The 13,951-nt window shown below is 66.4% G+C and carries 9 protein-coding genes; 4 read left to right on the top strand and 5 right to left on the bottom strand.

Annotated elements, in window-relative coordinates:
* Positions 1 to 55: 55 nt before the first annotated feature.
* Complete coding sequence (gene ybiB, locus ETQ85_RS07300; RefSeq protein WP_148578591.1) at positions 56 to 982, bottom strand: DNA-binding protein YbiB; 927 nt, start codon at positions 980 to 982, stop codon at positions 56 to 58.
* 157 nt (positions 983 to 1,139) lie between these two features.
* On the opposite strand from ybiB, the gene ETQ85_RS07295 reads away from it, so the two are divergent.
* From ETQ85_RS07295 to ETQ85_RS07280, 4 genes are all read left to right on the top strand, one after another.
* Positions 1,140 to 2,288 carry a PQQ-dependent sugar dehydrogenase gene (locus tag ETQ85_RS07295; protein ID WP_222862097.1) on the top strand — a complete coding sequence of 383 codons (1,149 nt, stop codon included), beginning with the start codon at positions 1,140 to 1,142 and terminating at the stop codon, positions 2,286 to 2,288.
* 78 nt (positions 2,289 to 2,366) lie between these two features.
* Positions 2,367 to 3,239 (top strand): NAD(P)-dependent oxidoreductase, encoded by an 873-nt coding sequence (locus tag ETQ85_RS07290; RefSeq protein WP_148578393.1) that lies wholly within the window; start codon positions 2,367 to 2,369, stop codon positions 3,237 to 3,239.
* Positions 3,240 to 3,241: 2 nt separating this feature from the next.
* Positions 3,242 to 4,120: an NAD(P)-dependent oxidoreductase gene (locus ETQ85_RS07285; RefSeq protein WP_148578392.1), complete on the top strand. Its 879-nt coding sequence runs from the start codon at positions 3,242 to 3,244 to the stop codon at positions 4,118 to 4,120.
* The gene (locus ETQ85_RS07280; protein WP_148578391.1) at positions 4,117 to 4,638 is read left to right on the top strand and encodes an LEA/WHy family protein; all 522 of its coding nucleotides are present in this window, start codon (positions 4,117 to 4,119) and stop codon (positions 4,636 to 4,638) included. The genes ETQ85_RS07285 and ETQ85_RS07280 overlap by 4 nt, the downstream gene beginning before the upstream one ends.
* Here ETQ85_RS07280 and ETQ85_RS07275 read toward each other — a convergent pair.
* The 4 genes from ETQ85_RS07275 to ETQ85_RS07260 all read right to left on the bottom strand — a co-directional run.
* Positions 4,635 to 7,400: a putative bifunctional diguanylate cyclase/phosphodiesterase gene (locus tag ETQ85_RS07275; protein ID WP_148578390.1), complete on the bottom strand. Its 2,766-nt coding sequence runs from the start codon at positions 7,398 to 7,400 to the stop codon at positions 4,635 to 4,637. The two genes, ETQ85_RS07280 and ETQ85_RS07275, sit on opposite strands and share 4 nt — an antisense overlap.
* Before the next feature lie 96 nt (positions 7,401 to 7,496).
* On the bottom strand, positions 7,497 to 8,624 hold the full coding sequence (locus tag ETQ85_RS07270; RefSeq protein WP_148578389.1) for an HD-GYP domain-containing protein: 1,128 nt from the start codon (positions 8,622 to 8,624) through the stop codon (positions 7,497 to 7,499).
* A 27-nt stretch (positions 8,625 to 8,651) separates the two neighbouring features.
* On the bottom strand, positions 8,652 to 13,322 hold the full coding sequence (locus ETQ85_RS07265) for a response regulator (RefSeq protein ID WP_148578388.1): 4,671 nt from the start codon (positions 13,320 to 13,322) through the stop codon (positions 8,652 to 8,654).
* A gap of 10 nt (positions 13,323 to 13,332) precedes the next feature.
* A partial coding sequence (locus tag ETQ85_RS07260; RefSeq protein ID WP_148578387.1) for a class II aldolase/adducin family protein occupies positions 13,333 to 13,951 on the bottom strand: 619 nt, incomplete at its 5' end.

Raw genomic sequence — 13,951 nt, 5'->3', positions numbered from 1 at the left:
TCCGGGATTGACGGAAAGGTGCCGCGGCCGCCTGTTTTGGGGCCGCGGGCGGGCTTCAGTCGCGGGGGACGCGGCTCAGTTCGCGGAGGGCTGAAACCTGGTCGAGGAGGGGCTGCGGAATGGCGACGGTGCCGGCCAGCATGGCGCGGATCAGTTCGGCGTTGGCACTGACTTCGGGGTTGTCGGGCAGGCCTTCGATGGGCGGCGCGCCGCCTTCTTCGGCAGGGAAGGCGACGCGTGCTTCGCCCTTGGCAAAGGTTTCCAGCTGGGGCCGGCGGCGGGGGTTGGCAAAGGCTTCCCCTTCGGTGCCGCGCAGCAGCAGGGCGACGCTGCCCTGGGCAACCAGGTGGGCATGCATGCGTTCGAGGTATTCAGGGTGGGTCACCGAGACAACCCGCACGCTGTGGCCGGGGGCCGGTTCGAGGAGCTTGGCGAGGGTGTGGCTGCTGTTGCGCACGCCCAGGCGCGGGCGCAGGGCGAGGAGTGGCTCAAGACCGGGGGCCAGGGCACTCAGCGGCAGGCAGGCGAGGTGCTTGTCGACCAGTTGGGCTTCGGCTTCGTCGATGCTGCTGGCCGGGGTGATGCCGAGGGCGGCCAGCAGCTCGAAGGGGCTGACCCGGCTTTCGAAGTCGTGGCGCCCCTGGATCAGTACCGGGATGCCCTCGCGGGCCAGCAGCAGGGCCAGCAGCGGCATCAGGTTGGCCTGGCGACGGGCTCCGTTATAGGTCGGCAGCACAACCAGGCGCGGGCCGGCCGGGACCTGAACGTGGGCGGTGCGGGTATCGAGGGCGCGCTGAAAGCCGATGAGCTCGTCCAGGGATTCGGCCTTGATGCGCATCGACAGGATGATGGCGCCCAGTTCCAGGTCAGGTACGCGGCCGTCCATCATGTCGCCGAAAAGGGATTCGGCCTGAGCAACGGTGAGGGGCTTGGCGCCTTTCGGCCCGCGGCCGATTTCCTTGATGAAGGGAGCGTAGGACATGGGGGACATGACAGGGTTGGAGATGGGGCGAGTGTAGCGGATGGCACGGGGTTGCAGGCGAGGCAGGCGTGCGGCGGCCACAAATGAACGTTCTGGACGGTGGTGTGTATCGACGGGCCGGTGCATGCTTCACTTCTGACATCACACGGAGCGGGTTATGAATCCTCTACGCAAATGCTGCTACCAGCTGGTGGGTTTCATGATGGCGTACGGCATTGCCAGCCCGGCGCTGGCGGAACTGCCGGTGGAGCGCCTGCGCCTGCCAGCCGGCTTTCGCATTGAGGTGCTGACCGATCAGGTGCCCAATGCCCGGGCCATGGCGCTGGGGGATTTTGCCGATGGTCGCGGGGTGGTGTACGTCGGCAGCAGGGCGGAAGGCAAGGTCTATGGGGTGGAGATCGACAAGGGCCGGGCGCGGCGCGTGCATACGCTGGCCAGCGGTCTGACGCTGCCGGTAGGCGTGGCGTATCGGGACGGCAGCCTGTACGTCTCGGCGGTGTCGCGCATCCTGGCCCTCGACGGCATCGCCGGCCGCCTCGACAAGCCGCCAGTGCCGCGGGTGGTGACGGCCGGTTTTCCGGCGGAAACCCATCACGGCTGGAAGTTCATCGCCTTTGGCCCGGATGGCTGGCTCTACGTGCCGGTGGGAGCGCCGTGCAATGTTTGCGATTCGCCTGATGCGCGCTATGCCAGCATCCAGCGCATGCGGCCGGATGGCAGTGGCGTCGAGGTGGTGGCGCGGGGCGTGCGCAACACGGTGGGCTTCGACTGGAACCCGGCGGACGGCAGCTTGTGGTTCACCGACAACGGACGCGACATGCTCGGCGACGATGTGCCATCCGACGAACTCAACCGGGTGTCTAAGCCCGGCGAACATTTCGGCTACCCGTATTGCCACCAGGGCGATGTACCCGATCCGGAGTTCGGCAAGGGGCGTGAATGCGCCCGCTTTACCCCGCCTGCGGTAAAGTTGGGCGCCCACGTGGCGGCGCTGGGAATGCGTTTCTACACGGGGCGGGCCTTTCCGGCGGCGTACCGCAAGAGCCTGTTCGTCGCTGAACACGGTTCGTGGAACCGTAGTCGCAAGTCGGGTTACCGGGTCGTGCGTGTGGAGGTGGACAAGGCCGGCAAGGCGGTGCGCCAGGAGGCCTTTGTCGAAGGCTGGCTGCAGGTGGATGCGGCGGGCAAGGAAAGTGTCTGGGGCCGCCCGGCAGATGTGCTGGTGCTGCCGGACGGTTCTCTGCTGATCAGCGACGACCAGACCGGAGCGATTTATCGGGTGGTTTACGAGGGCCGGGATTCGTAAGCGCCCGTTTCCCCCGATTGCGTCGGCTGCCGCCCCCCGCTAGGCTGCCTTCCTTTCGACAAGTTACAGGGGCATCACATGAAAATCGGTTTCATCGGTCTGGGCATCATGGGGCGCCCGATGGCGCTCAACCTCCTCAAGGGCGGCCACGAAGTGACGGTGTGGGCGCGGCGGGCGGAGTCGATGGCGCCGCTGCTGGAAGCCGGTGCACAAGGTGGCGCCAATGCCGCGGCGGTGGCGGCGGCCTGTGACGTGGTGTTCTCGATGGTCGCCGACGCGGCCGACGTGGAGCAGGTGGCACTGGGTGCTGGTGGCGTTGCCGAGGGCGCGAAGGCCGGCCTGATCTACGTGGACATGAGCACCATCGCCCCGGCGGCGGTGCAGTCGATTGCGGCCCGCATGGCCGAGCGCGGCGTGACGATGCTCGATGCACCGGTGTCGGGCGGCGAAGTCGGGGCGATCAACGCCGGCCTGACCATCATGGTCGGCGGTGACGAGGCAGCCTTCGAGATTGCCAGGCCGCTGTTTGCCTGCATGGGCAAGGCGGCAACGCTGATCGGGGCGTCCGGTGCCGGCCAGGTGGCCAAGGCCTGTAACCAGATTCTGACCGGCGTGGGGGTGATGGCGGTGGCCGAAGCCTTCAACTTCGCCCGCAAGAGCGGCGTGGATGCCGGCAAGGTGCGCGAGGCGCTGCTCGGCGGCTTTGCCTACAGCCGCATCCTTGAGAACCACGGTCAGCGCATGCTCGACCGCAATTTCAAGCCGGGCTTCAAGGCCTGGATGCACCAGAAGGACATGAACATCGTCATGCAGGAGGCGCACCGCCTCGGCCTGATGCTGCCGAGCAGCGCGGCGACGGCGCAGCTCTTCAACGCAATGGTCGGTAGCGGGATGGGCGAGGATGATTCCATCGCCGCCCTCAAGCTGCTGGAAAACTTGTCGGGAGACTGAGCGTGCGGGTCGGATTTGTCGGGCTGGGGGTGATGGGGCTGCCGATGGCCGGGCATTTGCTGGCGGCGGGTCATGAACTGGCAGTGTGGGCGCGGCGGCCGGAATCAGCCGCGCCTGTTGTCGCGGCCGGTGCCACACTGTGCGTCACGCCGGCCGAGCTGGCGGCACGTTGCGAAGTGGTGATCTCGGTCATCACGGCGAGCGCCGACGTGGCGCAACTGGCCCTCGGGCCCGGCGGCTTGATCGAGGGCTTTGCGCCCGGTGGTATTCACGTGGACATGAGCACCATCGCGCCAGGCACGGCCCGCCAGGTGGCGGCGCGCTATGCCGAAAAGGGCATCGGCTGGCTGGATGCGCCGGTGTCGGGCGGCGAGCTGGGCGCCCGCGAGGCGACGCTGGCAATCATGGCCGGCGGTGCGGCAGAAACGCTGGAGCGGGTTCGGCCGCTGTTGGCGTGCCTGGGCAAGACGGTGGTGCACATCGGCCCGGCCGGCGCCGGCCAAGTGGCCAAGGCCTGCAACCAGATGATCATGGTCAATGCGATTCAGGCCTGTGCCGAGGCGATGCGCCTGGCCGGTGCCCACGGGGTCGATCCGGCGAAGGTGCGCGAGGCCCTGATGGGCGGTTCGGCGGCCTCGAAGGTGCTCGACGTGATGGGCGGGCGCATGGCCCGGCGCGATTTTGCGGCGGGCATCCAGTCGCGTCTGCATCACAAGGATTTCGCGATCCTGATGGCAGAGGCCCGCCAGCTTGGCGCGCCCTTGCCGGTGGCGGCCCAGACTTGGCAGCAGCTCAACGCCCTGATGGCGCTGGGCGGTGGGCGGGACGACACGGCCAGCCTGTTGAAGGTGCTCGAACCGTTTGAAGGGAAGTGCCCGTGATCAGGATTTCGCGTCGCCGCTTCGTTGCCCTGGCCGCCGCCTCCGTGGGGCTGAGCGTGCTCGGCGGCTGTGCGGGTTGGCAACTCGGTATGCAGAAGCCGGATGTGGCGGTGGTCAACATCCGGCTGCTCGACGGCAACCTGCTGGCGCAGCGCTTTGTGCTGACCCTGCGGGTCACCAACCCCAACACCACCGAAATAGCCATCGAGGGCTTGAGCTTTACCGTCGACTTGAATGGCCAGCCCTTTGCCAAAGGGGTCAGCAACCAGGCCGTGGTGATCCCGCGCCTGGGCGACGCTACCGTGGAGGTGACCGCCACCACCGGTCTGGCCAGCTTCCTGCGCCAGCTCAAGGAACTGCGCAAAGGCCGTGACAAGGTGGAGTACCGCATCAAGGGTCGTCTGGTGACCGGTAATTTCGGCGGTATCAATTTTGACCAGAGCGGCGAGGTGGGCCTGCCGCGGGGTCTTGGCGATCCGGCCGATGGCGGCGAGAAGCCGGCTTCGGAGCAGTTCTAGAGCGGCGCCAGCGACACCATCCGGGTGGCGCGCAGGCTGCGCAGCATGACGGTCATGTCGGCGGCGCTGATGGGGCGGCTGCACAGGTAGCCCTGGTAGGCGTCGCAGCGCCAGCGGCGCAGCAGCGCGAGTTGGGCTTCGGTTTCGACGCCTTCGGCGATGACTTCGAGGCGCAGGGTGTGGGCCATGGCGACGATGGTCTGGGCAATGGCAGCATCGTCCGCTTCGGTCACGATGTCGCTGATGAAGGAACGGTCGATCTTCAGGCGGTCGATGGGGAAGCGCTTGAGGTTGGCAAGGCTGGAATAACCCGTGCCGAAGTCATCCACCGACAACTGCAGGCCGAGCTTCTTGCATTCCATGAGCAGGCTGCGGGTGTGTTCGGGATTGCGCATCACCAGGCTTTCGGTGAGTTCCAGGTCGAGGTAGGCCGGCGGTAGCTGGGCGCTGGTCAGGGCCGACTTGATGGTGGCGAGCAGCTCGGTGTCGTCGAACTGGCGGGCTGACAGGTTGACGCCCACCGGTACGCGGCAGATTCCTTCCTTCAGCCAGGCCTGGTTCTGCCGGCAGGCTTCGTGGAGTACCCAGGCGCCAATCGGCACGATGAGGCCGCATTCCTCGGCAATCGGGATGAACTTGTCTGGCGGGATCATGCTGCCGTCGGGCTGGCGCCAGCGGATCAGGGCTTCGAGGCCGATCAGTTCGCCCGACAGGGTGTCTACCTGGGGCTGGTAGAAGAGTTCGAGCTGGTTTTCGTCCAACGCGTGGCGCAGGCGGTTTTCGAGTTCCAGGCGCTCGCTGTAGCGGGCCGACAGGCCATGGTCGAAGAACTGGAAGTTGTTGCGCCCGCGCTCCTTGGCCAGGTACATGGCGGCGTCGGCGTTCTTGATAAGGGCTTCGCCGTCGAGACCGTCGGTTGGGTAGAGGGTGATGCCGATGCTTGGCGTGACGGTGAATTGCTGGCCGCACAACTCGAAGGGGCGGGCCAGGCTGGCGATGATACGTTCGGCCACGTCTTCCGGCATGGAGCCTTCTTCCAGGTTGCCGAGCACGATCACGAATTCATCGCCGCCGGTGCGCGCCACCAGGTCGCCATCGCGCACGCAGGCCCTGAGGCGCTGGGCGACGCACAGCAGCAACTGGTCGCCAGCCTGGTGGCCGAGGGTGTCATTCACGTATTTGAAGCGGTCCAGGTCGGCAAACAGCACGGCGACGCTGCGGTGACGCTCGTGGGCATCGCCGATGGCCTCGGCCAGATGTTCGTTGAGCAGGGTGCGGTTGGGCAGCGAAGTGAGGTTGTCGTAGTGGGCGAGGTGGCGGATCCGGCTTTCGGCGGCGTGGCGCTGGGTGATGTCGGCAACGATGCCCAGGTAGCCGCGAACCTGTTTGTGGCTGTCATGGACCACGGAGATGGCGATGTTGGCGGGGAAGGTGCTGCCGTCCCGGCGGCGCATGTTGATCTCGCGGGATTCCTGGCTGACGGTGCCGCTTTCGGCAATGAGGGCGGCAAAACCGTTGGCGTTGTGGGCGAGGGTCCAGCGGGCGATGTCTTCGGCGATGTGAAAAACCAGCGGTGTTTCCTGGCCGATGAGTTCTTCTGCCCGGTGGCCGAACAGACGTTCTGCGGCGGGATTCATGACCCGGATGATGCCGGCCGAGTCGGTGTAGACAATGGCGTATTCGGCGCAGTCGAGAATGGCCCGCTGCAGGGAGGTGGTTTCCCGCAGCAGGGTTTCGGCGCGGGCGTGTTTTTCCACTTCGCTCTCGAGGAGCCGGTTGGTTTCGCCGAGGGCGGTGATGTATTGCCCGAGGGCGTCGTTGGCTTCGGCGAGGGCGAGGGTCTTGTCGCAGACCTGCCGGCGGATGGCGTCGGCACGGGTTTGCAGTACGTAGAGGATGAAGGCGGCGAGGATGCCGAGGGACAGGCCGGCGAACAGCGTGGCGCCGGCCTCCTTGCTGGGCATCAGGCCGAACATGAGTCCTTGCGGTGCGGCGATGATCAGCCAGCGTCGGTCGGCGACTTCAATGGATTCGGCGTAGGACAGTTCGCCGATGCGGAAGTCCGGGCTGCGAAAGAGCACCCGGGCGTCGTCGCCGGTATCGAGGAGTTCGATTTCGACGCGCCGGTTTGCGTCCCGTGCGATGCCCGGTTCGAGGGCCTGCTGAAGAAGGGTGTCGATGGCGACTTCCAGGAAGACCAGTTCGCGGGCGTCGCCCGAGGGCGTACCGGGCCGTTCGACGGGGCTGAGAATCAGCACGGCATTGTGCTTGCCGCCTTTGCCGGGCGGCTGCGCATACGGTCGGCTGGCGAGACTGCCGGTGCTGTGTGTGGCGGCTTCCAGGAGGGCGTCGGCATCAACGAAGGGGGTGCTGCCTGCTTGTGATGCCTCGCCGACGGTGGCGGCGAGCACGGCTTTGCCCTTGTCGAAGCGAATCAGGCCGAGGCGGAGGATTTCCGGGTACCGGGCCAGGATTGGTGCGACAAAATGCGCCAGGCGTCCTTCGTCGGCATGGTTGGCGAGGGCGATGTGGCGTTGCAACTGGCCGGATTGGTCAACGAGCACACTGACCCGGTCGCGCAGTTGCGCAATCTGTTCCTGGGCGATCAACTGGAAACGGTTGCGGGTGGCTTCCCGTTCCTGATTTACGGTGCTGTTGTAGCTGTCCAGCGTCAGTATGAAGACGACGGTGAAGACGAGCACAGCCAGCCCGCAGCGGCGAACCACGTCGACAACCTGGAAGGGTGTCGGGCTGCTTGTCATCGGATCTCCTGTGAGGCAATCGGGATCTCTCGTGACGGGATCCTCTCTAGCCTCCGCTTAACGGTTTTCCGATGCCTTTCTTGAGCCCGACGGCTGTCAGTGATCCAGCGATCCCTCGATTTCCGAGTCGGCAAAGCGCCGGGCAATGGCGCGAAAGTCATCCTGCAGCTCGATGAAGGCGTCGAGGATGTCCGGATCGAAGTGGCTGCCGTGTCCTTTTCTCAGGATGGCCACGGCTTCTTCGTGGGTGTAGGCGGCCTTGTAGACGCGTGTGCTGATGAGGGCGTCGTACACATCGGCAACGGCCATCAGGCGGGCTGACAGGGGAATGCGTTCGCCAGCGAGGCCGAGGGGGTAGCCGCTTCCATCCCATTTTTCCTGGTGCGAGTAGGCGATTTCCTTGGCGAAGCGCAGGAAGCTGGCGGCGATGCCGAAGAGGGCTTCGGCCTTGCTGATGGCGTCGCGACCGAGGGTGGTGTGGGTCTTCATGATCTCGTACTCGGCGGCGGTGAGCTTGCCGGGCTTGAGCAGGATGCGGTCGGGGATGCCGACCTTGCCGATGTCGTGGAGCGGCGCCGACTTGTACATCAGGTCGATGTTCTCGTCGGTGAGTTCGGCATAGAAGCGCGGGTGGCCCTGCAGATGGCGGGCGAGCGCGCGCAGGTACATCTGGGTGCGGCGGATGTGGTTGCCGGTTTCGTTGTCGCGGGTTTCGGCCAATGAGGCCATGGCGACGATGGTGGCGTCCTGGATCAGGCCGAGCTCGCGGGTGCGGCGCACGACTTCCTGTTCGAGGTAGCTGTTGCGGTCGCGCAGGAAGTCGCTGGCGGCCTTGAGGGTCAGGTGGTTGCGGATGCGGGTGAGAACCAGCGGCGGGCTGATCGGCTTGGTGATGTAGTCCACCGCGCCGGCATCGAAACCGAGTTGCTCGTCCACTTCCTCGTTGCGGATGGTCAGGAAGATCACCGGGATGCTGGCGGTGACGGGATCATTCATCAGCATGCGGCAGACCTGGTAGCCGTCCTTGTCCGGCATGGTGATGTCGAGGAGGATCAGGTCGGGCAGGGGTTTGCTGGCGGCCAGCGCGAGGGCCCGCTCGCCGTTGGTGGCGATGCGGGTGCGAAAGCCCGCCCGGTGCAGGCACAGGACGATGGGCTCGATGGAGTCCGGTGCGTCATCGACGACGAGGATGAGGGGGCGGTGGTTGTCGGCTGGCTGAGTCACGGTTTGTCTCCGGGCATGGTCTTCCGTTCAGGCCTTCTGCGCCGCCGGGCGCAGGCATGCAAGTGCCTGATCGTAATCGTAGTGTTGCAGTGCATCGGCGATTTCGGTGGTTTTTTCCCGTCCGATCCGGGTGATCAGATCGGGACGGATCTGTCGGAAACGGGCCGGCGCATCGCCGTCGGCGCTCTCGATCAGCTGTATCAGGGTGTTGATGGCCCGCTCGAGTTCGGCCTCGCCGAGCCGGGGCGCGTTGTGGTCTGCCTGACCGGGCGATGGCAGTGCGTTTTCGAGCATCTGCCGGAGGGCTTCGAGTTCGGCGGCCAGATTCTGCTGTGCCGCGTTCGGGTTGGTACCCTTGCGCAGGGCCATTTCCAGTTGGGCGGCGGCTTCCTGGAGGGCGCCGGCGCCCAGGTTGGCGGCAGTGCCCCGCAGGGTGTGGGCGAGGCGTTCGGCTTCGGCCAGGTGCCCGGCTGCCAGGGCGGCGTCGATGCGCTGCGGGCAGTCGGTCTGGGTGCTGACGAAATGGCGCAGGAAGGACAGATAGGTGGCAGGCTCGTTGCCGACCCGTCGCAGGGCGGCGACGACATTGAGGCCGGGCAGCTCGGGCAGGCCCGTGGTGGCGGGTGACGGCACCGGCAACTGCGGGGCGTATGGCTTGCCGGCCGTGGCCCGTGTCTGGCGCCTGATGGTATCCAGCAGGCGTTCAAGAACAATCGGTTTGGCCACATGATCGTTCATGCCGGCGTCGACGCAGCGCTGGCGCTGGTCGGCCATGGCGTGGGCCGTCATGGCGACGATGGGCAGGCTGGCCATGCGAGCATCCAGGCGGATTCGCCGGGTGGCTTCGAGACCATCCATTTCGGGCATCTGGAGGTCCATCAGGACCAGATCGAAGGCGTCCGGCCCGGCGTCGAGGACGGTTTCGACAGCGATCCGGCCGTTGTCCACCACGCTGACGCAGGCGCCCAGTTTTTCGAGCAGGCCGCGGGCGATCTGCTGGTTGATGTCGTTGTCTTCCACTACCAGGATGCGCAGGCCAGCCAGCTGGTGGGCAGCGTTGGCGGCGTGGTGGTCCGGCAGGATCTGCGGCCCGGCGCCGACACCGAAGGCGCCGACAATGGTGTCGAGCAGGGTGGAGGCGGTGGCGGGCTTGTGCAGATAGGCGTCGGCGCCGGCGTCGGCGGCTTCGGTGGCGGTGTTGTCGTCACCGAAGGCCGTGAGCAGGATGACCGTTGGCGGCGAGGCGAGGCTGCGGTCCTGCTTGATCCGGCGGGTTGCCTCGATGCCGTTCTGGCCAGGCATGCGCAGATCCATCAGGACGAGGCCGAAGCGATCGCCGCTGTCGGCACGGCGCACGGCTGCCACGGCTTCGGCAGCCGACTCGACGGCTTCGGAGCGGAACGGGAAGTTGCGCAGCAGTTCGAGGAGCACCATGCGGGCGACCGGGTGGTCATCCACGACCAGCACCCGCAGGCCTTCGAGCATGCCGGGCAGGGCCTTGGGGGTACGCTGCTCGGCCAGTTCAAAGCGGATGCTGAAGCTGAAGTGGCTGCCTTCGCCGGGCAGGCTGCTCACCTCGATGTGACCACCCATCAGTTCAACCAGATGGCGGGAGATGGACAGCCCGAGCCCGGTGCCGCCGAAGCGGCGGGTCATGGAGTCGTCGGCCTGGGCGAAGGCTTCGAAGAGGCGTCCGAGTTGCTCGGCATTCATGCCGATTCCGGTGTCGCACACCTCGAAACGGAGCTGGACGTGACGGCTGTCGTGGGCGACGGTATCGACCCGCAGCTGAACTTCGCCCCGGTCGGTGAACTTGACGGCGTTGCCGAGCAGGTTGGTGAGGATCTGGCCCAGGCGTAGCGGATCGCCGAGGAGATCTTGCGGCACGTTGGGGGCGACCTGCAGGATGAGTTCGAGGCCTTTTTCCTGGGCTTTCTGGGCGACGAAGGTGAATACGTTGTCGAGCACCCCGTCGAGGGCGAAGCTGGTCTGTTCGAGGTTCAGCTTGCCGGCTTCGATTTTCGAGAAGTCGAGGATGTCGTTGACCACGCCGAGCAGGGAGGTGCCGGCGTTGTGGATCTTGGTGAGGTAGTCGTGCTGGCGCGGCGGCAGTTCAGTGCCGAGGGACAGGTTGGCGAGGCCGATGATGGCGTTCATCGGGGTGCGGATTTCGTGGCTCATGTTGGCCAGGAAGCGGGCCTTGGACTCGGCGGCCTCTTCGGCGAGGCGCTTGGCTTCGCGCAGGGTGTCGACCGCCTGGCGATACAGGGAAAGGTCTTCGAGCACCCAGATGCAGTGGGTGATCTCGCCGCTGTCTTCGGCCAGGCCGCTGACCGAGATGCCGACCCACAGGGGCTCGCCGCTGTGTCGGCGGAGCTGGCATTCGCGTCGCCACAGGCCTTGGGTCTTGAGTTCATGCCATTGCTCGGCGTGGAACTCGAAGGGCAGGCCGGCTGCGTCGACCAGATCAGGCAGGGTGCCGGTCAGTTCGTCGGCGCTGAAGCCGGTGACCTGGCGGAAGCGTGGGTTGGCGTACTGGATGGCCCCTCCCGGGGTGGTGATGACGAGCATTGACGGGCTTTGCTCGACCGCCAGCGACAGCTTGCGCAGTTCCTGCTCGGCGTGCTTGCGGGCGGTGATGTCGTAACACCAGCTGATCAGCGCCGGGGTGCCCCGCACTTCGATCTGCTCGGTGGTCATCAGGGTCCAGCAAGACTTGCCGTCGATGTTCTGGAACTCGATCTCGACATCCCGCACCGGGCGCCCGTCGCGCAGCGTGGCGATGGCGTTTTCGGCGGCGGTCGGGTCGCGGAACCATCGGGTGACCGGTTGCTGCATGAAGGTGGCCATGTCGGTGCCCGTCAGCATCAGGGCGCGGCTGTTGGCAAACAGCGGCGCGCCATCCGGCCGGTTGATGACCACGGCGATCGGGCTCGATTCGAGCATCTGGCGGCTGCGTTCTTCGGCGGCGCGGACGATGCGTTCGGCTTCCTTCTGGGCCGAGATGTCCACCAGTACCCCAAGCAGGCCGCCCGGTTCGCCACTGGCCAGGCGAAAGCCGGTGACCCAGTAGAGGGTGTCATGCTGCTTGCCGTCGGCGAAGGGGATGCGTTCTTCCCGATGCAGGCTGCCGGCGCTGGCAATGATGTGCTGGTCCTCGTCATGGAAGGCGATGCGTTCGGAGGAGGGCAGGTAGGGCAGGTCGAGGACGGTCTTGCCGATGAGAAAGCCGCGGGTGGTGCCGAAGGCTTCTTCGTAGGCCCGGTTGCAGCCGAGGAAGCGGGCATCCGGCCCCTTGTAGAAAACCGGGTTCGGCAGTGCGTCGAGCAGGACCTGGATGAACAGCAGTTGGTCGGCCACGGCCTTGCTCGTGTCGGCCAGTTGGTGAGTTCTGTCGATGACCCGCTTTTCCAGTTCGGCCCGGCTTTGGGCGAGGCCTTCGGTGGCGTCACGCAGATGAATGCGCATGCGCTCCTGGGATTCGGCCAGCTCGGCGATTTCCTGCCAGGGGGCGTTCAATGCCTCGTTGGGCGAGAGGTCGAGGCGTCCGATGCGTTCGCTCCGTTCGACAATGCTGGCGAGGGCGGTTTCGATGCGGCGGGAGACGCGATGGGCGAGGTGCGCGGCAGCCGCGGCGCTCAGCACGATGAGCAGGGCCAGCGCCGGGGCCACGTCACGCAGGCGGGCGGGGATGAAGTCGGCCTCGCGGGCGAAGCCGCCGACCCACCATTGCTGCTCGCCCAGTTGCAGGGGAACGAACTGGGCGAGCCAGGTTTCGTTCTCGTTTTCATACTTCAGCGTGTTTTCGCCATGCCGGCCGGAATCGAGCCAGCGTGCGTAGCCGTGGGTCAGGAAGTCCACATTGAGGGCGGTGGCTGGCTGCAGAACGGCGTCGCGGCGGTCGGAGAGGTTGGCGAAGCGGGGGTAGCGCGGTACGCCCACCACTTCGCCGGTGTCGGTCAGCACCGTGCTGCCGCCCCGTTCTCCGACCGGGGTATCGACGGTAAGGCGCGACAGGTCGGTGAGAAGCACATCGAAGGCCAGGATGCGCGTCTTGCCGTTGGGGCCGGTCCACCGGGTGGACACGGTAATGCCGCCATCGCCGGTGGTGAGCAGGCGATAGGGGGCTGTCCATGCGAGGGCATCGTCACTGGCGGTTTTCAGGGCCGCCTCGAACCACGGACGGCTGCGCGGATCGTAGTGTCCGTTCTTCCAGTTGTCATCGAGCAGTGTGCCGGCGGTGCTCCAGTGCAGCCAGTGGTTGCCCTTGTCCTGCGTGCCCGGCTGGGTGACCCGGTTGCGCCAGCCGTCCGTGTCCCGCATCAGCATGACTTCCCGGCCGTCGGTGTCGGCCAGATGGATCGCGGAAATCTGCGCATCACCGGCGAGGAGCGGCACCAGCAGGGCGTTGAAGCCGGCTGTGTCGTCGAATTTGAGGCGCTCGGCCTGGCCCCAGGAGCGGGCTGTCCGCAACTGGGTCTCCATGCGCCGGAAGGTGCGCTCGGCCTCCGACTGGATGTGCCGGGTGGCCAGGTCGAGCTGGACGCGGGCGAGGATCTGGGTGGCCGGTGCGACGATCAGAAAGTGAAAGGCGGTGCCGAAGAGCAGCAGACAGGCGATGAAGGTGGCGGACATGCGCCACAACAGACTGCGGGCGAGGCGTGGCGGTCGCCTGCCGCCTGTTGTGGAGTTGGGCATCGGATGGGATTCAGGCAGGGCCGGGCTGGTCGTGGTGTGGGGGGGCTTCTTCCGGCAGGGCGGCCTGGGGGCGGCCGTAGGTGCGGAATTTTTCGATGACTTCGTGCATTTCGGCGGCGGACAGGATGGCTGGTTCGCCGAGCTGGCAGGCACGCCAGTATTGCTCGCAGAGGGTTTCGAATTCGATGGCGAGGGCCAGGGTATGGCGCAGGTCGCGGCCGAAAACCAGCATGCCGTGATTGGCCAGCAGGCAGGCGTTGCGTCCTTCGAGGGCGGTCAGGGCGCCTTCGGAGAGGGCCTGGGTGCCGAAGGTGGCGTAGGGCGCGCAGCGGATGTCGTCACCGCCGAAGCGGGCAATCATGTAATGAAAGGCGGGGATGGTGCGTCGGTGACAGGCGAGGGCGGTGGCGAAGGAGGAGTGGGCATGGAGGACGGCGCCGGCTTCCGGGTGAGCGGCGAAGATGTCCCGGTGGAAGCGCCACTCGCTGGACGGGGCGAAGGGCCCCTGCCAACTGCCGTCCATGGCAACCAGGGCCATGTCGGCGGCGCTGCAGTCGTCGTAGTCGCGGCCGGTCGGGGTGATCAGGAAGCCCCGGGCGCAGCGCACGCTGGCGTTGCCGGCGGTGCCG

Source organism: Zoogloea oleivorans, assembly GCF_008107625.1.
Taxonomy (GTDB): domain Bacteria; phylum Pseudomonadota; class Gammaproteobacteria; order Burkholderiales; family Rhodocyclaceae; genus Zoogloea; species Zoogloea oleivorans.
The sequence above is the reverse complement of the archived record's forward strand: the minus strand, read 5'-3'. Positions and strand labels throughout refer to the sequence as shown.

What these genes read in the sequence shown, in the direction of transcription:
- ETQ85_RS07265 (WP_148578388.1), bottom strand. Translation starts at nt 13,322, where the DNA reads ATGCCCAACTCCACAACAGGCGGCAGGCGACCGCCACGCCTCGCCCGC.
- ETQ85_RS07290 (WP_148578393.1), top strand. Translation starts at nt 2,367, where the DNA reads ATGAAAATCGGTTTCATCGGTCTGGGCATCATGGGGCGCCCGATGGCG.
- ETQ85_RS07295 (WP_222862097.1), top strand. Translation starts at nt 1,140, where the DNA reads ATGAATCCTCTACGCAAATGCTGCTACCAGCTGGTGGGTTTCATGATG.
- ETQ85_RS07275 (WP_148578390.1), bottom strand. Translation starts at nt 7,400, where the DNA reads ATGACAAGCAGCCCGACACCCTTCCAGGTTGTCGACGTGGTTCGCCGC.
- ybiB (WP_148578591.1), bottom strand. Translation starts at nt 982, where the DNA reads ATGTCCTACGCTCCCTTCATCAAGGAAATCGGCCGCGGGCCGAAAGGC.